The following is an 18,315-nucleotide window of genomic DNA, read 5'->3' as shown; positions in this document are numbered from 1 at the left end:
ATTCGATCAAACCCTCAGGAACCATCAGATGTCCAAGGTCATTGCCCATTTCATCAACGGCCGCCTGGTACAGGGTCAGGGGCGTACGGCACCCGTTTTCAACCCTGCCACCGGTGCACAGTCGGGTGAAGTCTGTCTCGCCACCGCTGTCGAGGTCCGCGCCGCCGTTCAGGCTGCCGAAGCGGTCGCCCCGGCCTGGGCTGCGACCACGCCGCTGAAGCGCGCCCGCATCCTGAACAACTTCCTGCGTATCCTGGACGAGCGGATCGACGAACTCGCCGCCGTCATTACCGCCGAACACGGCAAGGTACTGTCAGACGCTAAGGGCGAAATCCAGCGCGGCATGGAAGTGGTGGAATTCGCAACTGCCGCGCCGCAGTTGCTGAAAGGCGAAGTCACCGAGAATGTCGGCACCCAGGTCGACAGCATGTCGCTGCGCCAGCCGCTCGGCGTCGTCGCCGGCATCACACCGTTCAACTTCCCCGCCATGGTGCCGATGTGGATGTTCCCGGTCGCGCTGGCCTGCGGCAATTGTTTTATTCTCAAGCCGTCCGAGCGTGATCCCTCGGCCGCACTGTTGCTGGCACAATGGCTGAAGGAAGCCGGCCTGCCCGACGGCGTGTTCAGCGTGATCCAGGGCGACAAGGAAGCCGTCGACGCTCTGCTGCATGACCCGGATATCCAGGCCGTCAGCTTCGTCGGTTCGACGCCGATCGCGCGCTACATCTATGAAACCGCAGCCCGCACCGGCAAGCGCTGCCAAGCGCTCGGCGGCGCAAAGAACCACATGATCGTCATGCCAGATGCCGATCTCGATCAGGCAGTGGATGCGCTGATGGGCGCAGCCTATGGCTCGGCCGGCGAACGCTGCATGGCGATCTCGGTGGCCGTGCCGGTGGGTGAAGCCACCGCCGATGCGCTAATGGCCAAGTTGGAACCGAAGGTGCGTGCGCTCCGCGTCGGTCCCGGCATCGATCCGGAAGCTGAAATGGGCCCTCTCGTCACACGCCAACATCTCGACAAGGTGCGCGGCTATATCGATGCCGGCGTGGCCGAAGGCGCCAGGCTCGTCGTCGACGGCCGCGGCCTGAAGCTGCAGGGCTACGAGAATGGTAACTTCATCGGCGGCTCGCTGTTCGATCACGTCACCCCCGACATGACGATCTACAAGGAAGAGATCTTCGGCCCGGTTCTCGCTGTCGCCCGCGCCGACAGCTACGCCACAGCGGCAAAGTGGATCAACGAGCATGAATACGGCAACGGCACCGCGATCTTCACGCGCGATGGCGATGCGGCGCGCGAATTCGCGCATCAGATCAAGGTCGGCATGGTGGGCATCAACGTGCCGATCCCGGTGCCGATGGCCTTCCATTCCTTCGGCGGCTGGAAGTCGTCCTTATTCGGCGACCTGCACATGCATGGCCCGGAAGGCGTTCGATTCTATTCACGCCTCAAGACAATCACCAGCCGTTGGCCAACCGGGATTCGAGCTGGCGCCGAATTCGTCATGCCGACGATGAAATGATCGTCAGCTTACAAAAAACCTTCACTGGCCAAAAGCAGGGTCGGAAATCTACTGCCGAGGCCATTTACTCCCCGCCGGTAGCTAGGCGCAAAATCTACTGCCTGAGTTGAGTTGAGTTGAGTTTCATGCGACGCCCAACGACCAATCTGGCGTAAGGTTACCGCAAAAAATATGTCCTACGCTGGGTTACCGCCGATAGGCAATAGGTCATCCGAGCCGCCTCATGTCAGCCTTCGCCCTTCGTAGGCCAAGCCGTATTTTTGTCGGCTAGGTATTACCACTTGTCCCTAACGTGCTTATCGATAGACAGATGGTCGCCCGCTAAAAATACCACCGCACTTGATGGCGTCGGCCTCATAGCCGACGATAGAGCCTGCGTTTGGGGGATCGTTCTCGCGACGGTCGGAATAGCCAGCATAAACACAATGGACCTGACACAGGCGCCGTAACTCATGAATGGCTGAGTTGTGCAGGTCGACGCGCAGATCGAGCACGGGCCAGCCGGCCACCTCCCCGCTGCCCAGCACGCGCACCATGGCTGAACGTTCGCTCAGGCCCAGACCATCCGCCGTCACCTGCCCACCGGCATCGCGACCGGCTTCCAACGCCAGCAGCAAGCGCTCCGACAGGGACTGCCCGGCGGAAACTTTGAAAGTCACCAGCATCGCTTCGATCACCTGTCGTCCGGCCAGCACATTGCCGGCCACGACGACATCGCCATCGATAATATGCCCAGCCCAGGGCCGACAGTCCGGACCCGAATAGGCCAGCGTCTCACCGCCACGGCTGAGCAAGATCAGCTGCCGGTAATTAGGGTGCGCATCCATGGCCCGAGCGGCGGCGAATACTGCGTCTACGGTTTCGCCGCGTTCCATGCCGCTGGCCATGCGATAGCCGATCCGTGGCGAGGCATAAGCCTGGCAGACTGCGATGTCACCACGCTGGGTGAAGAACGGGCACAGGCCACCGGCGGCGATGGATACCGTCGCCAGGGCAATTCCGGCCTGTCCGCTCTCGCGGCAGCGTGCCACGACGGTGAATGTCATGATCCTAATCCTTGTATTCGATGCCTTGCGACTTCAGCCAGTCGATCCAGCCGATCATCGACGGGTTATGCGGCCGCACCTTGTAATAGGGAATCATCGGCCGGTAGGTGTCGAAGGCACGACGCAGCAGATCGACTGCATCGGGCTCGCCTTTCTTCTTCGGCGCGAAATCTACCCGCAAATCGGTCCTGCCGTAGGGCTCGGTGTCATAAACCATGAGGCAAGCCGAACGATGGCCACCCGCATCGCCACCGGCATCGCGGCCGGCGGTAATCACCCGCATCAGACGCTCCTCGAACAGCTCGCCGGCGCTGTCACGCCAGGCTTTTTCCATGTCGGGTAGCACTTGATCGGTCAGCAAAAGATTGCCCATTACGACATAGCCATCGCCGATCACTGCACCTTTGTAATTCTTGGCTTCCGAACCGGTATGTGCCGCCACGCGTCCATGCCGGTCGACGATGCCGATCTGGCGCCAGGCATAGCCGGGATCGCTTTCACCGAGTTCAGCAATCACCTTCTCCGGCGAATGACCCAGCGACAACAGCTCGATGGCCAACGGGCCAAGGCCCGGATCGGTATAAGCCTGAGTGCTGACGGCGCCAACGTTGGCGCGGATGAAGGGACAGCGGGCGCCGACAGACAGCGGATTTGTCGACTGCGCGATGCCCAGCAGGCCTGTGTCCTTGTCGCGCGCAACGATCGTGAACGTCATTACAGTACCCCCATGAAACGGCCCGCCGTGCGGCCAAGGAAATCTGCTTTTTGATCCGCTGACATAAAGTGAGCATGCTTGCGGATCGAATCCACACCCTGCTTGTATTTGAACTTGTCCTCGAACCACGGCCAGTCAGTGCCCCACATCATGCGGTCGGCACCAACCGCTTTGGTCAACACCTCGATGCGGCGCAGATAATTCGGGTAGGGATATTCGGTGTCGTCATCCCAGACTTCGCCGACATAGCCGCAACCCATGATCAGGCTCTTGTGCTTGTCGGCGATCCGCCGCACTAGATCCCAGCGCGGCGCGATCGGGTCGGCGCAGCCGGCCTGCATCAGCACCATCGGCAGGCCGGGTAATTCGGTCAGCAGCTGATCCAGCTGTTCGAGATATTCTTCTAAGGAGAAACTTTTCGGCGGCACCAGGGTCTGAAAGGACAGCAGGATCCGCTTGCCTTGATCGAGCGTCAGGCGGAAAATCCGCTTCATGTCGTCGTCGATCAGATTGGCTTCGATATAGGCCGGAAAGATCTTCAGGCCGGAGGCGCCCTCGTCGAAATCCCTCTGTGCCAGCGCAGCGGCATCGTACCGTTTGGGATGCTTGAGCGTATTGAACCACCAGAAGCGATCCGGATACTTCCGGAATCCCTGCAGCGAGTATTTCCGTCCGCCGCTGTAATCCTCAAGATCGAAGCCTTTCTCGCGGCATTCGAACAGGATGTCCTCGGCGTCGTAACTGATCAGGAAGGCCTTGTCGACGCCGGCGTAATTCATCTCGGCGACCAACAGATCGGCTGATTGTTCGCACCAGGTATAATGCTTGGTCATCGACATCTGCGGATTGGTCGCTACAGGGCGCGCCAGCCGCAGTGGATGGGTTTCGATATCGACAATCACAATGGGCCTCCTCAGGCAACCGGAGTGGTGAAACGGGCATCGTGCCGCAGGATGCGGACATTCTCCGCCTGCCAGCCGAACATCACCACCTCGCCCGCCGGTGCGGTGAACAACCCCGGCACGTCGGCGCGCAGCGTGGTGTCGCCAACAGCAAGGGTCAGGCGCGAACTGCCGCCGAGATAAGCGACCTCGGTGAGCGTGCCCTGCTTGTTGAAATCCAGCGATGCCGTATTCTGGCCGATCAAGACATGCTCGGGGCGGATCGAGAATAATACATGGTCGCCCGCAGAGGGCCGATAGCTTTCCGGCAGCCGGCCGCCCAGCACGCCTAGTGGCGAGATCGCTGTCGCACGGTCACCGGCGCCATCGCGGAACACGCCGCTCAGTAGGTTCGCTTCGCCGATGAAATCGGCCACATAGGCATTGACCGGATTTTGATAAATCTCGGCCGCCGAACCCTGCTGCACGATCAGGCCATGATCCATCACCACGATGGTGTCGGAGAGGTTCATCGCCTCTTCCTGGTCATGCGTCACATAGACAAATGTAATACCGACTTCGCGCTGCAACTTCTTCAGCTCGTGCTGCATATGTTTGCGCATCTTGAGGTCGAGCGCACCCAACGGCTCGTCCAAAAGCAGCACGCGAGGCCGGGTCACCAGGGCGCGCGCCAGAGCGACACGCTGCTGCTGGCCGCCCGACATCTGGCGCGGGAATTTCTCGATATGCGCGGTCAAGCCCAGCAACGCGACGATATCCTTCACGCGCGTCTCGATCTCGGCTTTCGGCACCTTCTGCATGCGTAGACCGAAGGCGACATTCTCCGCCACGGTCATATGCGGAAACAGGGCGTAATTCTGAAACACCATGCGGGTCGGCCGGCTCGCGCCCCCATCGGTGGCGAGCGGCTCGCCACCGACGAGGATGCGTCCGGAATCTGGCAACTCCAATCCGCCAATCATGCGGAGCGTGGTTGTCTTGCCGCACCCACTAGGGCCGAGCAATGTGACGAACTGGCCGCACTGGACAGCGAGGTCAATCCCGTCCACTGCAGTAAACGAGCCAAATCGCTTGACCACGGACTGAAGTTCAACGTCGATCTGGTTCATCACTCTGCTCGATCCCCGGTAGTGCAGCATCAAGCTGCCTTGACCTCGTTCCAGATTTCATTCCAGCGGGACTTGTCCTTCGGAATGTCCTTGAACACGAGGCGTCCGACATTATTGATGTCGATGCCAAGATCCTTCACAAGCTGCGACTCAAGACGGGAAATCGCCACCTTCGAAGCCGGCGCATAGCGCGTGGTGCGCGCCATAAACTCACCGTATTCTGGGCTCAACGTGAAATTGGCATATTCCTCGACTAGCTTGATTTTGCCGGTACCCTTCACCGGCGTGATCGCTTCGCTCCAACCGACGGCGCCTTCCTTCGGCCAGACCCAGCCGGCATCAACACCGGCCTTCAGCAACGGCGCGATGATAGCCAGGAAGGCCCAGGCCACGACCACTTCGCCCGACGCCAGCATGTTCTGGACGTCGGCGACATTTTTCCAGTAGGCACGCACTAGCGGCTTTTGCGAAATCAGCAGCTTCTTGACTTCCTGAAGCTCCTTTTCCTCCATGGAGTAGGGTTTCTTGATGCCTAGTTGCAGGGCGGCTACTGCCAGAGTGTCTTCCGGCTCATCACGCATGGCGATGCGGCCTTTGTATTTCGGGTCGAACAGTGCGCCGAGCGAGTCTAGCTCGCCAGTTTCCTTGCGGTTGAAAGCCATGGCATTGGCGCCCCAGACAAAGGGAATGCCATAGAGCTTGCCATCAACGCGCCACTGCGGTGAGGTCGCAAACTGCTCGAATATATCTTTGGTATTGGGCAGTGAGGCCGGGTTCAGGGGCTCGATCAGACCGGCTTTGGCAGCCGGCCCGATATAATTCTGCACCGGTACGATCATGTCATAGATCTTGGTGCCACCACCGCGCAGCTTAGCCATCATTTCGTCGGAGCTGCTATAGAAGGTAGGCTTAAGTTCGACGCTCAGCTTCTGCTTCGCCTTAACCACGAAGGGTTCTTCACCCCAAGATGACCAGGTGAAGTAGGACAACGACTTGTCCTGTGCCATGGCGGATCGCAGGCTGGCCGGCATTGCCGCCGCCAGACCGCTAACACCCATGAGTTGCATCACTTTACGCCGCGAAATACCGCGCGGCAGAAGCAGATTGATTGACTCGCGTTCCATATCACCCCTCCTTGTTGAATATCGTTACGGTTTCTCCTGGGCCCTACGCAGGGTCAGTTCGGCTATCACGGCAAACAGGCCGCTAATGAGTACGGTAATTGTGGCAATGGCGTTCACTTCTGGTGTGATGCCGAAACGCAGCTTCGACCAGATCATCATCGGCAGCGTGTTCTCGCGGCCGGTGGTGAAGAAAGTCACCACCACCTCATCGAAAGACAACGTGAAGGACATAAGACCGGCGGCGATGATTGCCGGTTTCAGAAACGGCACCATAATCTCCCGGAAGATGGTGAAGGTGCTAGCGCCAAGGTCCCAGGCCGCCTCTTCCAGGGTTTTCTCGAAACCCACCAGCCGCGCCAACGCGATCAGAATCACATAGGGCATCGTCATCACGATATGCCCGGCAATTACTGTGAACAGCGATAAGTCAATCTGGATCAGATTGTAGAAAGTCAGTAGAGCAATGCCGATCACCAAGCGCGGCACCATCATTGGCGTCAGACTGAAGGCGCGCAAGCCGCTGGTAAAACGGCCGCCATGACGATGGATGCCCACCGCGGCCAGGATTCCCAGACTGCAGGAAACCACGACAGTGGCGAAAGCGATGATCAGGCTGTTCCACAGCGCCTCGCGCAACATCCCATCGCCGAACAGTTTAGCGTACCAGGACAGCGTATAACCGCTCAGCGGGAAACGGCTGATCGTCGAGGTATTAAACGAAAAGATCGCCACGATGATCAGCGGCGCGAATAGGAACAGCAAGACCAGACCAGTCCAGATGCCGAGCACGATCTTGACGTTGTCCCGCCGCATCAGACAGCCCCCCGCGGCTTCCCGTAGCGCAGGCAGATCGCTGCCGTAGCAAAGATGATACCCATCAGGACAAGTGCCAGCGCAGACCCGAAGGGATATTCAAATGCCACGCCGAACTGCTGGGCAATGATGCTGCCGATCATGATGCTGCGCGTACCGCCGAGCAGTTCCGGCGTGACAAATGCACCCATCGACGGGATGAACACGAACAGGCAACCGCTCGCGATACCTGGCAGGCTGAGCGGCAGGATCACCGACAGGAAGGTGCGGATGCGGCCGCCGCCCAGATCCCAGGCCGCTTCGAGGAGGCTGGGATCGATCTTTTCCAGCACGGCATAAAGCGGCAGGATTAGGTAAGGCATGTAGATGTGGACCAGTGCGATGGTGACAGCGAAATCCGAATACAGCAGCCAGGTCTGCGGCTGAGTGATCAATCCAAGCCCCATCAGCGCCTGGTTGACGACGCCCTGCGTGCCCAGGATCAGCATCCAGGCATAGGTACGGACCAGATAGCTGGTCCAAAGCGGCAGGATGACCAGCAGCAGCAGCGTCATCTTGAAGCGACGCACCTTGCGGGCCAGGAAGTAGGCGACCGGGTAGCCGATCAGCAGCGACAGCACAGTCACATAGATCGATAGCTTGATGGTGGAGAGGAAGACTCCGACATAAAGCGAACCTCCGATCTTCTGATAGTTGCGCAGCGTGAAGTCGGCCACGATCTGATAGTCGATCACCCGCCAGAAGCTGTAGAGCAGCATCGCCATCATCGGGAGGATGAAAAAGACGAGCAGCCACAGCTTTGGCGCGGCGAAGAAAGCCAGATATGTGGAGACCCTGGCGCGCATTGTCGGTCAGGCCATCGCCGCCGCTTTGGCCATGAACTCGTCATAGACCAGAGACTTACTGTTGTTGGTCAGCCGTTCGCAGCCGGTTTCGGTCACGATCAGGGTGTCTTCGCACAGGAAGCCCTGTACGCCCTGCATGTAGTAGCCGACCTCGATATTGAGCGACATGCCAGGTTTGAGGCCGCCTTCCACCGACGGCATCAAGAAGGCCGAGGTGGTGGGATCGGCGATGGTCACGACCGGCGGGTCGTAGACGCTGATGCCGATGCCATGGCCGCAGTGGAAGCGGTCGAAATTCTCCAGGCCCAACCCCTGCCCCGGCTTCATCGCCGCGCGGTAGATGTCGCGCACATCGGCTCCGGGTTTGACTAGGGCGATCGCATCCTCGACACCGCCGGCCAGCGCATCCCAAAGATCCTGCTGCTGCTTGGTGGCCTTGCCCAGAATTACGGCGCGCGCCGTGTCGGAATGGTAGTAGTCGTAGGTACAGCCGATGTCGTAGCGGACGATATCGCCGTTCTCGATTACCTTGTCCGATGTCAGCATATGCGGATAGGACGTGCGGCTGCCGCTGCCCAAGATCATGAAGGTCGGCTTGCCTTTCAGTTCGGCTAGCCGGCAGTGATAGGCATGTACAACGTCGCTTTCCTTGACGCCCGGCCGGATCAACTTGAAAGCATGGTTCATCGCCTCTTCGGTGATGCGCGACGCCGCACGCAGGCGGCGGATTTCCTCCTGCGTCTTGATCATGCGGACTTCCCACCAGGTCGCGTTACCGGCGATGATGTCGGCATTGGGGAAACGCTGCTTAAGTTCCCAGAAGATAAAAGGTGACATACCAGTTTCATCGACGGCGATACGGCCATTCTGCAGGCCACGCGACTCGATGGCGGCAATGAGGCCGTCCAGCGCGCGCTTGACGGTATGCGCACGCTCCAGCAGCGCCTTGCCTTCTCTGCCGACGCGATCCATCTCGTTGTCCTGCGCCGGGCCGCGCTTGAACGGACTGAAGATGTAGATGTCTTCGACCCAAACCGTGCCGTCGACCAACGCCTCAAGTTCTAGGCTCGGCGCCACCAGAGAGGCCTTCGGCTTATGGTTTGGCGTATAGATCGAATAGACTTGGAAGCCCTTGTTGATCCAGTGTGTGACGCATTCGTAATCGGTGGCATACATCACGTTGTCCGGTGACGTCGCCACGATGGCGTCGATGCCGGCCTTGGCCATGATTTCGTTTGCCCGCTTCTCATTGAACAGCATCAGACCTTCTCCTTGGCAATCTTTTTGACTTTCTTTCCGCGTTCGCGGACATATCCCAGCTCACGCGACAAACCGGCGGCCTCGCCGCGCACCATGTCGGTAAAACGGTCCAGTTCATTGTCCGGCATGCGGAATGACGGGGCCGAAATGGCAAGACTTGCGAAGACCGCACCATCCGGGCCATGGATGGGCGCGCCGACGGAGCGCGAACCAGGTGTGATTTCCGAATCGCTGAAGGCATATCCAAGCTTTCGGATGCGTAGCAATTCAGCGCGGAGCTTCTTTGGATCGGTAATGGTATTCGGCGTGTAGCGCTTGAGCGCTTTCCGCGCGATCAGTTCTTCGATGAAGTCTTCGGACTGATAGGCTAGAATTACCTTGCCGACGCAGCCTGCATTCAGCGGGAAGGTCTGCCCGGTGGAGACCGTAAAGCGCATGGATTGCGGGCTATCGACATAATCGATGCAAAGCCCTTGGCTCTCTTCCCGTACGCAAAGACTGACGGTTTCGCCGCTGGCTGCGGCCAGGCGCTGCAGATAGGGCCGAGCCATCTGCTTAAGCGCACCATTGAAGCCGCCGCGAGGCTGCAACTGCGCGATCACCGGCCCCAAACTGTATTGCCCGCTTTCGGCATTACGCGTCAGCACGCCGCTGCCAGCCAGCGTCACCAACAGGCGATGCACGACACTTTTATGCAGACCGACCTGCTGCGCCAGCTCGGTCGGGCCCCAGCTGTCAGCACTGATGAACGCCTTCAGGATTTCGGTCGCACGTGCGACTGACTGAATCTTCGCATAGTTCTTATTGCTGGCACTGCCTTTTGCCACGCAAATCCCCATTTATGCTGTCTCGATATACGAGACACCGTCTCGATTATAAAAACGGTAACATAGAAAGCGCGCTCTGCAATATCTTTTTCATGTTCAGAAATTGTGCAGTGCGCTCAGGGGATGCGGAACAACCTAAGAGTGGTGGCGCAATGTCGCCTGCGGCGAGTAACGCACGCCTAAATGGACGCTCTTGTATTATTGGACGCCCTTTACACGCTCTTGGCCTCAGGGAACTAAGGTAGGAATATCAGTGCCCCACGATGACATCTTGTGCTGGCATTTTTACTTGCGGCAGTGGGTAACCATGGCGGCAAGCTAGTGGCCGAACAAGCGGGGAAGTTCGTGTGGGCGCTGACGCTCTCTCGCGGAGTTCGTAAAGCAGTACATATCTACGTGCCCAGAACAGCTATCAGTCCTTCCCGCCTCCGGTTAGCCCGCTAGGAGCAAGCCATCTTGTTAAAGACGGCAATCGCCATGAAGGTTTTCTGGCTAGGGACCTAGATCTACTGGTCGGGAGCATCTTGAGAATCCCTACTGAGTCAGCCCTACTAAACAGGTCATCCTCTGAATTGAGGTTCTATTGGCCGGTAGATAGCGTAAAATCTACTGGCTGGGTATTTTTGCCTCCACCGGAGGCCAATCCGAAAAAATTTACTGGCTCAATCCCGGCAGAGCTGCGGAAAGTATGCTCCTCAACTCAAAGCATCAACCAAAGTGAATAATCCCAACAATCTCTAATCTTTCTCTGCCATCCCTTTGTAAGCCAATTCCCGAGCCTGATTATGGGAATTTGTTGACCTTAACGCTGGTATCTCCCCGCCATCTCCACAATTCGCTTGCTGGCGGCCACGGCGGCGGCATGATCCTGCGAAAAATTCAGCCGCAAGCTGGACCAGTGCGGCCCGAACTCGGAACCAGGCGTCACGGTGACGCCTGCCTGCAACCGCAGCAGGCGGACGAAGTCGTTCAAGCTGACATCAAGCGGCCGCAGCTCGGGGAACAGGTAGCTGCCGGCTTGCGGCGTGCGCACCCGCAGTCCCGCGCCACGAAAGACTTTGATGAGATCGTCGCGAATGTCTTGGTGCTGCTGTATGCGATGATCCATCCAGCCTACCGGTTCGGAGAACCACGTTTTAAAGACCGCCTGATTATAACCGGCGGCGCGTAGCGTCACGATCGCCTGCAACTTCTCCATCCGATCGATGGCACTACTTGCGCCAAAGGCGACGCCGAGGCGATAACCCGAAAGCGACTCGGTCTTTGAAGGCCCCATAATGGTGATGACGCGATTGTCCGGCAGGCCCGCGGCGCGAATATGGGTATAAGTCACTCCGCTGTAACGCAGCCTGGAATAGAGCTGGTCGGCAATCACCATGACATCGAACTCGGCCGCCAGTTTGGCAATGGCCGCAATTTCAGCCGCCGAGTAGACCGCACCGGTCGGGTTATTCGGATTGGAGAACAGAAAGACTTTTACGCCAGACGCGAAGGCGTCGCGAAGCTGATCGAGGTTCAGCCCGGCATTATCTTCCGACTTCATATAGTCGATCTGGACGGGAACGACCTCGCCGCCGAAGAACTGCACCAGCTTGCGGTTGGCGAAATAATCCGGCTGAACGATGGCCACCCGGTCGCCGGTCGTCACAGTCGCCGCCACTGACAGGAACAGCGCACCCTGCGTGCCGGCGGTCAGGATCATGCCGTCGCCTGCGACCGGTGCACCGGTAAAGCCAGCCAGCTTCTGCGCCAGGTCGGCGCGGATGTCGGCCGCGCCGCGATATTCGGTATAGGCCTGGCGACCGCCAGTATCGACGGCATCGGAGAAAGCTTCGAACGAACCCGGGGTCGGCGTGAAGGCATCGACATCGCCATGGGAAAAGTCGACCGGCGTGCCGGTAAGGGGCTTGCCCCTGACGAGATTGTCGATGTTTCCGGCCGCCTGCCGCACCTCCTGCCCCGGCGCGTTCTCCGTTGCCAGAGCCTCGAACTTTTTCTCAATCGTCAGCATAGCCTGCTCGCTGGGTTGGCATCATTCGGATGCTGGTAGATAAAACGGCACATGTACGGCCAATGACATGTCTGGTCGTGCTTTTGACTGGCATGCTGGCACACCCGTTCCTGGGAGCAATTCGATCAGGCTTCTTGACCTGCCAGCGTCTAGCTACATCCATCCAGAAACCAGGATCTGCCGCTCAGGTGTAACGCCCGAGCTTTTTCACCGCATTGGCCGCGAAGCTGGTGTCGATCAGCCGCTTCATATCGATGGGCTGGCGAAGAGTGCCCTGCGCGATGAAGAACTTCTGCATGCGCTCGAAGAAAGCGACATCCAGGTTCTGGTTGGGATTCAGGGCTGTCGGGAAGCTGTTTTCAATGACATCGCGGTCGATCTTGCTGCCTTCCGCAATGATGGTGATCGTCTTTTCTTTGTTGATGCCTTTGGTGTAGGCGTCGTTGTACACGCGCACGCCCCGGGTATAGGCAAGCATGAAGTCGTTGCCCAGATCGGTATCGGAGGCCATGCGTTCGCCGAAGACGATCGGTACCAGCGTTGCGCCCGGAGGAAACGCTTCTGTGAGATCCGACACAGAATCGACGACACCCATTTTTATGGCCTGCGACAGGTACGGCTCGAGATGGGCCGCGGCATCGACGGCACCGCTGGTGAGCGCCGGCGTGATGTTGGGGTAGGCCAGCTCGACGAAGCTGACATCGCCTTCCTTCAGCCCGTGCTTGGCGAGAACGTCAAGCACGATCATATAGAAACCGGTCTTTTTTGACGCGATGGCAAATTTCTTGCCCTTCAGACCGGCAATGGTTTCGGCCTTGGAGCCCTTGATCAGACGCTTATTAACGATGATATGGGCCGACGAGAGGCCGGGCGAGAAGCTCTGCTTGTCGCCGACAGCTTTCAGCTGCAGGCCCTGCTCGATCGAGGCATACAGCGCCGGATTGACGGAAATGCCGGCGCCGTCGAGATTGCCGGTGGCCGTTGCTGAGGCAAGCGCCGGCGAGGTGCCGAGGCGCGACAGTTCGAGCTTGATGCCGACTTCCTCGAAGAAGCCGAGCGCATTCGCGAGATAAAGGCCGGCATCCGATGTGCCGCCCACGGTTCCAAACCGAACTGGCCGCGCGGCTGCCGCCGACGCCATGGACGGCAGTGTCACGCTACCAATATTGGCCAGTGCCAGAGCACTCGCTGCCGTCAGACTTCTGCCAAGAAACTGTCGCCGATCAATCATAAACCCCTCCATGCTGGTTTTTCGTATGGATAAGAACGTCGAACCTTGATGCAACCGGATCAGATTTCCGAACCGACTCAAAGTCTGGGATGTTCGAGAACTACTATTCTTCGGCGGCTCCAACCGAACAAATCTGGTTTCTGGAACCCATCGACCGAAAACTCATCACAGGCCGGGTGCCCAGGTTGGGCGCATTACTCGTATCGCACCCATGGTGTCAGCTTGCGCTCCAGGAATTGGCCGAACATCATCGCGCCGCCGCCAAGCATCAGTGCAACCAGGATGCCGAGGAACATCCTCGAAACGTCGAAGATTTCCCAGGAATGCCAGATGAAGAAACCGATGCCCTGTTCGGCACCAACCATCTCGACGGCCACGACAAGGATCAGCGCCTGGCCAAGACCGAGCTTCAGGCCGTTGACCACCGAGGGCAGCGCCGCCGGAATGGCGACGCGGAACCAGAACGCCACCTCGGGGATCTGATAAGCCTTGGCGACGTCGCGATGCAGCGGATGGCTGTAGACGATGCCGTTCAGGGTGCTGATGCAGGTGGTGTAGAAGACACCCAGTAGAACGAGCGCCACCTTGCTGGCATCGTCGAGACCCAGCAGCACAATCAGAAGCGGGAACAGCGCCAGCTTCGGCGTCGGATAGGTGATGTTGATCAGCGGACCCAGCGCATAGCGAACGCGCGCCGACAATCCCATGGCCATGCCGATGCCGATACCGAGCGTCGAGCCGATAACATAACCCAGCGCGAGGCGCCGGAAGGTGGCCCAGGTATCGACCAGGAGCTGGTTGCGCTCCGAAGCGGTCGACAGCAGGTGCGCCATCGTCGTGACGACGGTGGAGGGTGCGGGGAAGAAGCGGTAGTCGATGAGGGCGAACCGCGCCGCGAACTCCCACATCAGCAGCAACAGCAGCGGAAAGCCCAGGCCAAGAGTGATCTGGGACAAGCGCCGGCGCCGCACACGCGCGTCGTATTCGAGGATGACGCTGCTTTCGACCTGCGTTGCATCTCTCATCAGCGTGACTCCATCACCAGGGACTGCCCGACTTCCTCGGCCAGCAGGCGCCAGAGGTCGACTTCGAGTTCGCCGAATTCGGGCGTGCCGCGCAGCTCATAGGCATCCCGGTTACGGCCGAACGGAATATTCCGGATGGTCTTGATCCGGCCGGGCCGGGCCGTCATCAACACCACGCGGTCGGCCAGGGTGAGCGCCTCGCCCAGGTCGTGGGTGATGTAGATCACGGTGGATTTCGTCTGCAGCCAAATCCGCAGCAGTTCCTGCTGGATCACCACGCGGGTCTGGGCATCGAGCGCGGCCAGCGGCTCGTCCATCAGGAGCAGCTTGGGCTCGGTCGCCAGCGCGCGCGCGATGCATACCCGCTGCCGCATGCCGCCGGACAGCTCATGCGGATAGGAAAGGTGGAATTTTTCCAGGCCGACGAGCTTGAGGTAATAGTCCGCCCGCTGGGCCGCTGCGTCGCGGTCGATCTTCAGGCTTGTCATGCCGAAGATGACGTTCTGGCGGACATTCATCCACGGGAAGGTGGAGTCGGACTGGAAGACCGTCGCGCTCTGCAGGCCAGATGCCTTGGCATCGCTGCTTTTGCGCAGGGGCCAGTCGATGGTGCCGGAATAGACACTGTCCAGTCCGGCCAGAATACGGAGCAGGCTGCTCTTACCGCAGCCGCTGGGCCCCAGCACGGCGATCACTTCGCTCACGTTGACTTCGAGACTGAAGTCCGAGATCGCCCGCACGACCTGGCGTCGCTGAGTCACGAAGGATTTCTGCAGGCCCTGGATGCTAAGCGCGCGCATGGCATCAGGCTGCATCGGTGCATCCCGTCGACTGTCGCCGAACTGCATGTCGGGCAAGGGTCTTGCTGTCGTTAGTCCCATAACCGGTCGTCCCTGTTCCCGCTGCTGGATATTTTCTGGTCGCGTTTCCCAACCGTTCAGCCGCCGACACTCAGGGGCTCGCTGAGCTTGCGCAGCATCGAAAGTCCACTGAGTGCCGTAATCCTGCCGGTCTTCGGGTTTTCGCTCGGAATATTCTGGATCTCCATCTGGAGAAGTGCTGAGTCCGAGTTGACGACAATCCGGTGCGTATTGCGGGTCAGGTTCGGGTCCGCCCAGATTTCCAACTTGGTCAGGTCGGGGCCGACGCCTGCAAGGGAGAGCGCCACAGCGACATTTAGGTTTGCGGGGAAGCCGACGGCCGCCTCGCGGGCGGTACCGTCGAAGATCTTGGTCGCTTCCTTGAGATTACTGATGTCGATGTTATTCTGCGTCAGATACGGGGCGCCAAGCAGGCCGCGTACCGGCTTTCTGGTGATCATGCGCACCTCGTGGATTGTGCCTTCGGCAGCGGCGGCAACCGCATCGAGACCGAGCAGCGCGCCCGAGGGAACGATGATCTGGCCTTTATGCTGCCGGGCGAATTCGACCAGATCCCAGTTCGAGATCAGGGCGCCCACGCTGTAGACGAGTACTTTCTTGCCGGCTTTTAATGCCGGCCGCGTGATGTCGGCGAGCAGCGCCGACGGCGCGCATTCGACGACGATGTCTGCGCAGTCGGCCAACTGCGAGAAGGACAAGCAGATTTGAGCCTTGCTATTGATCTGTTTGAGGATCTCGGCTGCCTTCTCCGTATTCCGGACCGCGACGCCGCTCAGCACCGCGCCGCGCACTGCGCCGCCGGCGAGTTTCTCGGCCAATGTGGCACCGATGGCGCCCAGGCCCGCGATCCCGACCCGGAGAGGTGGGGTCGCATTCGCCTCGAGGGCCGTGGAAGTCGTCATGTCCAGCGCAATTTTGTTCACGCGAATCTCACTTTGCGGAAATCTCTGCCCCATCCCGCGTGGCGATATTCGCCAGTGCCGGATCATGAATTGCTATGCTGAGGGGCAGCTGCCCAACAAGACAGTTTTTGTCTGCTGTACATGCGCGTGGCTCATGCCTGGCATTCAGCGGACTCATCAGCATGACCTAATGGCATGCATCTGGCCAAAATGTCCTTTGTCTACAAACGGGTGCCTGGGAGATAGTCCGGCCCATCGAGTGACTGGCGGAAACACGCCCGCAAGGACTGAGCATGCCGAATATCCCGCGGTTTCATCTGGCTTTTCCCGTCCGGGATATCGACGAGGCGCGCCGGTTCTACGCCGACATCATGGGCTGCAACGAAGGCCGCTCCGGTGAACACTGGGTGGACTTCGACTTTTTCGGCCACCAGATCGTTGCCCATGTGAGCGAGACACCGGCCGACCAAACGCAAAGTGAAGTCGACGGTGAAGGCATTCCGCTTCGTCATTTCGGGGTGATCCTGACGCCGGAAGACTGGGAAGCCCTGACCGTCAGGCTGAAAGCGGCCAATGTTGAATTCGTGATCGAGCCGCAGGTTCGATTCAAAGGTCAGATCGGCGAGCAGGCCAGTTGCCTGTTCCTCGATCCCTCTGGCAATGCACTCGAATTGAAGGCCTTTTCGGACGAATCAACGATTTTCCTGTCCTAAGTCCATCTAGAGGCCATTCAATGAAATCCGGACGTCCCGTCCTGCTATTTGCCTGCTTCGGCGTCGATCCGACACCCTGGCAGCAGGGCATCCAGAGCCAGGTTCCCGAACTTGAAATCCGGCTGTGGCCCGACGCCGGCGATCTTTCAGAGATCGACTACGTGCTTTCCTGGCGCTGCCCGCACGGATTTTTCCCGCAGTTTCCGGCGCTGCGCGCCATTTTCTCGATGGGCGCCGGCATCGATCGGTTCCTGGAAGATTCAGCGCTGCCGCCCGACATTCCGCTCGTGCGCATGGTCGACCCGTCCCTGGTTGACGGAATGGTCGAGTTCGTGGTCATGGAAGTTCTCTGCCACCACCGGCGCATGCCCGAATATCGCCGGCAGCAACAGCGCAGCGACTGGCTGCCGCTCATTCCACCGCTTGCCCAGGATCGCCCGGTCGGCATCATGGGCCTTGGCCAGCTGGGCGGCAGCTGCGCGCGCGCCCTGCAGGCGCTGAAATTCCCCGTCAACGGCTGGGCCCGGTCGAGTAAGGATATACCCGGAATTCGCTGCTTTTCCGGCACTGCCGCGTTCGATGATTTTCTCAAAAGCAGCGATATTGTCGTCTGCTTGCTTCCACTCACAGACGACACACGCGACATCCTGAACGCAAGAGCTTTCAGAATGATGCGGCCCGGCAGCAGTGTGATCAATGTTGCGCGCGGAGGACATCTGGTTGAGGACGACCTCATTGCTGCCATCGACAGCGGACATCTGGCGGGCGCAACGCTCGATGTGTTCAAGGAAGAGCCGCTGCCTGCCGCCAATCCGATCTGGAAGCATGAAAAGATAACTGTCGTTCCGCATGCCTCGGCCCTGACTCAGCCAAAAACGGCTGCCTTGGTGGTCGCCGACAACATCCGTCGCCATCTTTCAGGGCAACTCATGCTGAATGTCGTCGATAAAAGTACAGGCTATTAGTGCATCCCTTCCACAAGGGTTGCCCATGCAATCGTTCCGACTACCTCTAGGTTACACGGGCATGGCGCATTTCATTAAACCGTAATTTGCCTTTGCGGGCATCGATATTGAGCATAAAGTTAGGCATAGATTTTGCTCCAATTTCGTTGGGCCGAAATCGGGCGGTCACAATGAGGGACTCGCAGGAGTCCGGGAGCGTAATGTCTCGTCGCTTGCCTAATTTAAACGCATTGCGCGCTTTCGAATCCGCCGCACGCCTCCTGAGTTTCAGCAAGGCGGCGGAAGAGTTATGCGTGACCCAGAGCGCCATAAGCCGGCAGGTGAAGGCGCTCGAAGTCTATCTGGGAGTGCCGCTTTTCAATCGGCTGATCCGTGCCATCGAATTGACGCCGCAGGGCAAGGAATATCTCCCAGTCGCTCG

At 59.2% G+C, this 18,315-nt stretch carries 18 protein-coding genes; 4 read left to right on the top strand and 14 right to left on the bottom strand.

All coding sequences use genetic code 11. The features are described 5' to 3' along the window. Positions 1 to 28 precede the first annotated feature (28 nt). A complete protein-coding gene (locus CTR53_RS09595; protein WP_290812027.1) occupies positions 29 to 1,525 on the top strand; it encodes a CoA-acylating methylmalonate-semialdehyde dehydrogenase in 1,497 nt (498 codons plus the stop codon). 296 nt (positions 1,526 to 1,821) lie between these two features. Here CTR53_RS09595 and CTR53_RS09590 read toward each other — a convergent pair whose 3' ends face one another. From CTR53_RS09590 to CTR53_RS09525, 14 genes are all read right to left on the bottom strand, one after another. Then, positions 1,822 to 2,571, bottom strand: coding sequence for a DUF1028 domain-containing protein (locus tag CTR53_RS09590; protein ID WP_290812024.1), 750 nt, complete (start codon positions 2,569 to 2,571; stop codon positions 1,822 to 1,824). A gap of 4 nt (positions 2,572 to 2,575) precedes the next feature. After that, a complete protein-coding gene (locus CTR53_RS09585; RefSeq protein ID WP_290812021.1) occupies positions 2,576 to 3,286 on the bottom strand; it encodes a DUF1028 domain-containing protein in 711 nt (236 codons plus the stop codon). After that, positions 3,286 to 4,188 carry an amidohydrolase family protein gene (locus CTR53_RS09580; protein ID WP_290812019.1) on the bottom strand — a complete coding sequence of 301 codons (903 nt, stop codon included), beginning with the start codon at positions 4,186 to 4,188 and terminating at the stop codon, positions 3,286 to 3,288. Before CTR53_RS09580 ends, CTR53_RS09585 begins: the two co-directional genes overlap by 1 nt. A gap of 11 nt (positions 4,189 to 4,199) precedes the next feature. Then, a complete protein-coding gene (locus tag CTR53_RS09575) occupies positions 4,200 to 5,297 on the bottom strand; it encodes an ABC transporter ATP-binding protein (protein ID WP_290812018.1) in 1,098 nt (365 codons plus the stop codon). A 29-nt stretch (positions 5,298 to 5,326) separates the two neighbouring features. Continuing rightward, entirely contained in the window at positions 5,327 to 6,421 is a 1,095-nt protein-coding gene (locus tag CTR53_RS09570; protein WP_290812016.1) for an extracellular solute-binding protein, read from the bottom strand. Positions 6,422 to 6,445: 24 nt separating this feature from the next. Then, positions 6,446 to 7,234 carry an ABC transporter permease gene (locus tag CTR53_RS09565; RefSeq protein WP_290812014.1) on the bottom strand — a complete coding sequence of 263 codons (789 nt, stop codon included), beginning with the start codon at positions 7,232 to 7,234 and terminating at the stop codon, positions 6,446 to 6,448. Next, complete coding sequence (locus CTR53_RS09560) at positions 7,234 to 8,079, bottom strand: ABC transporter permease (protein ID WP_290812011.1); 846 nt, start codon at positions 8,077 to 8,079, stop codon at positions 7,234 to 7,236. The genes CTR53_RS09565 and CTR53_RS09560 overlap by 1 nt, the downstream gene beginning before the upstream one ends. A 6-nt stretch (positions 8,080 to 8,085) precedes the next feature. After that, positions 8,086 to 9,339, bottom strand: coding sequence for a Xaa-Pro peptidase family protein (locus CTR53_RS09555; protein WP_290812009.1), 1,254 nt, complete (start codon positions 9,337 to 9,339; stop codon positions 8,086 to 8,088). Beyond that, positions 9,339 to 10,166, bottom strand: a complete 828-nt coding sequence (locus CTR53_RS09550; RefSeq protein ID WP_290812007.1) for an IclR family transcriptional regulator — start codon at positions 10,164 to 10,166, stop codon at positions 9,339 to 9,341. Before CTR53_RS09550 ends, CTR53_RS09555 begins: the two co-directional genes overlap by 1 nt. 802 nt (positions 10,167 to 10,968) lie before the next feature. Continuing rightward, entirely contained in the window at positions 10,969 to 12,177 is a 1,209-nt protein-coding gene (locus tag CTR53_RS09545; protein ID WP_290812005.1) for a pyridoxal phosphate-dependent aminotransferase, read from the bottom strand. 184 nt (positions 12,178 to 12,361) lie between these two features. Then, positions 12,362 to 13,531, bottom strand: coding sequence for an ABC transporter substrate-binding protein (locus CTR53_RS09540; RefSeq protein ID WP_290812003.1), 1,170 nt, complete (start codon positions 13,529 to 13,531; stop codon positions 12,362 to 12,364). Positions 13,532 to 13,602: 71 nt separating this feature from the next. After that, the gene (locus CTR53_RS09535; RefSeq protein ID WP_290812000.1) at positions 13,603 to 14,433 is read right to left on the bottom strand and encodes an ABC transporter permease; all 831 of its coding nucleotides are present in this window, start codon (positions 14,431 to 14,433) and stop codon (positions 13,603 to 13,605) included. Further along, positions 14,433 to 15,233 (bottom strand): ABC transporter ATP-binding protein, encoded by an 801-nt coding sequence (locus tag CTR53_RS09530; protein WP_290811998.1) that lies wholly within the window; start codon positions 15,231 to 15,233, stop codon positions 14,433 to 14,435. Before CTR53_RS09530 ends, CTR53_RS09535 begins: the two co-directional genes overlap by 1 nt. Positions 15,234 to 15,370: 137 nt before the next feature. Further along, positions 15,371 to 16,237: an aspartate dehydrogenase gene (locus tag CTR53_RS09525; protein ID WP_290811996.1), complete on the bottom strand. Its 867-nt coding sequence runs from the start codon at positions 16,235 to 16,237 to the stop codon at positions 15,371 to 15,373. 272 nt (positions 16,238 to 16,509) lie between these two features. On the opposite strand from CTR53_RS09525, the gene CTR53_RS09520 reads away from it, so the two are divergent. The 3 genes from CTR53_RS09520 to CTR53_RS09510 form a co-directional block, all read left to right on the top strand. Then, the gene (locus tag CTR53_RS09520; RefSeq protein ID WP_290811994.1) at positions 16,510 to 16,929 is read left to right on the top strand and encodes a VOC family protein; all 420 of its coding nucleotides are present in this window, start codon (positions 16,510 to 16,512) and stop codon (positions 16,927 to 16,929) included. Positions 16,930 to 16,949: 20 nt separating this feature from the next. After that, positions 16,950 to 17,894: a glyoxylate/hydroxypyruvate reductase A gene (locus CTR53_RS09515; RefSeq protein ID WP_290811992.1), complete on the top strand. Its 945-nt coding sequence runs from the start codon at positions 16,950 to 16,952 to the stop codon at positions 17,892 to 17,894. Positions 17,895 to 18,094: 200 nt separating this feature from the next. Next, a partial coding sequence (locus tag CTR53_RS09510) for a LysR family transcriptional regulator (RefSeq protein WP_290811989.1) occupies positions 18,095 to 18,315 on the top strand: 221 nt, incomplete at its 3' end.

Source organism: Ferrovibrio sp., assembly GCF_002796975.1.
GTDB lineage: Bacteria > Pseudomonadota > Alphaproteobacteria > Ferrovibrionales > Ferrovibrionaceae > Ferrovibrio.
Note: the sequence above shows the minus strand (reverse complement) of the source record. Positions and strands in the feature narration are given on the sequence as shown.

Bases quoted from the DNA above. Each gene is read 5' to 3' on its own strand.
- CTR53_RS09595 (WP_290812027.1), top strand. From the start codon at position 29: ATGTCCAAGGTCATTGCCCATTTCATCAACGGCCGCCTGGTACAGGGT.
- CTR53_RS09590 (WP_290812024.1), bottom strand. From the start codon at position 2,571: ATGACATTCACCGTCGTGGCACGCTGCCGCGAGAGCGGACAGGCCGGA.
- CTR53_RS09585 (WP_290812021.1), bottom strand. From the start codon at position 3,286: ATGACGTTCACGATCGTTGCGCGCGACAAGGACACAGGCCTGCTGGGC.
- CTR53_RS09575 (WP_290812018.1), bottom strand. From the start codon at position 5,297: ATGAACCAGATCGACGTTGAACTTCAGTCCGTGGTCAAGCGATTTGGC.
- CTR53_RS09570 (WP_290812016.1), bottom strand. From the start codon at position 6,421: ATGGAACGCGAGTCAATCAATCTGCTTCTGCCGCGCGGTATTTCGCGG.
- CTR53_RS09565 (WP_290812014.1), bottom strand. From the start codon at position 7,234: ATGCGGCGGGACAACGTCAAGATCGTGCTCGGCATCTGGACTGGTCTG.
- CTR53_RS09560 (WP_290812011.1), bottom strand. From the start codon at position 8,079: ATGCGCGCCAGGGTCTCCACATATCTGGCTTTCTTCGCCGCGCCAAAG.
- CTR53_RS09555 (WP_290812009.1), bottom strand. From the start codon at position 9,339: ATGCTGTTCAATGAGAAGCGGGCAAACGAAATCATGGCCAAGGCCGGC.
- CTR53_RS09545 (WP_290812005.1), bottom strand. From the start codon at position 12,177: ATGCTGACGATTGAGAAAAAGTTCGAGGCTCTGGCAACGGAGAACGCG.
- CTR53_RS09535 (WP_290812000.1), bottom strand. From the start codon at position 14,433: ATGAGAGATGCAACGCAGGTCGAAAGCAGCGTCATCCTCGAATACGAC.
- CTR53_RS09530 (WP_290811998.1), bottom strand. From the start codon at position 15,233: ATGCGCGCGCTTAGCATCCAGGGCCTGCAGAAATCCTTCGTGACTCAG.
- CTR53_RS09520 (WP_290811994.1), top strand. From the start codon at position 16,510: ATGCCGAATATCCCGCGGTTTCATCTGGCTTTTCCCGTCCGGGATATC.
- CTR53_RS09515 (WP_290811992.1), top strand. From the start codon at position 16,950: ATGAAATCCGGACGTCCCGTCCTGCTATTTGCCTGCTTCGGCGTCGAT.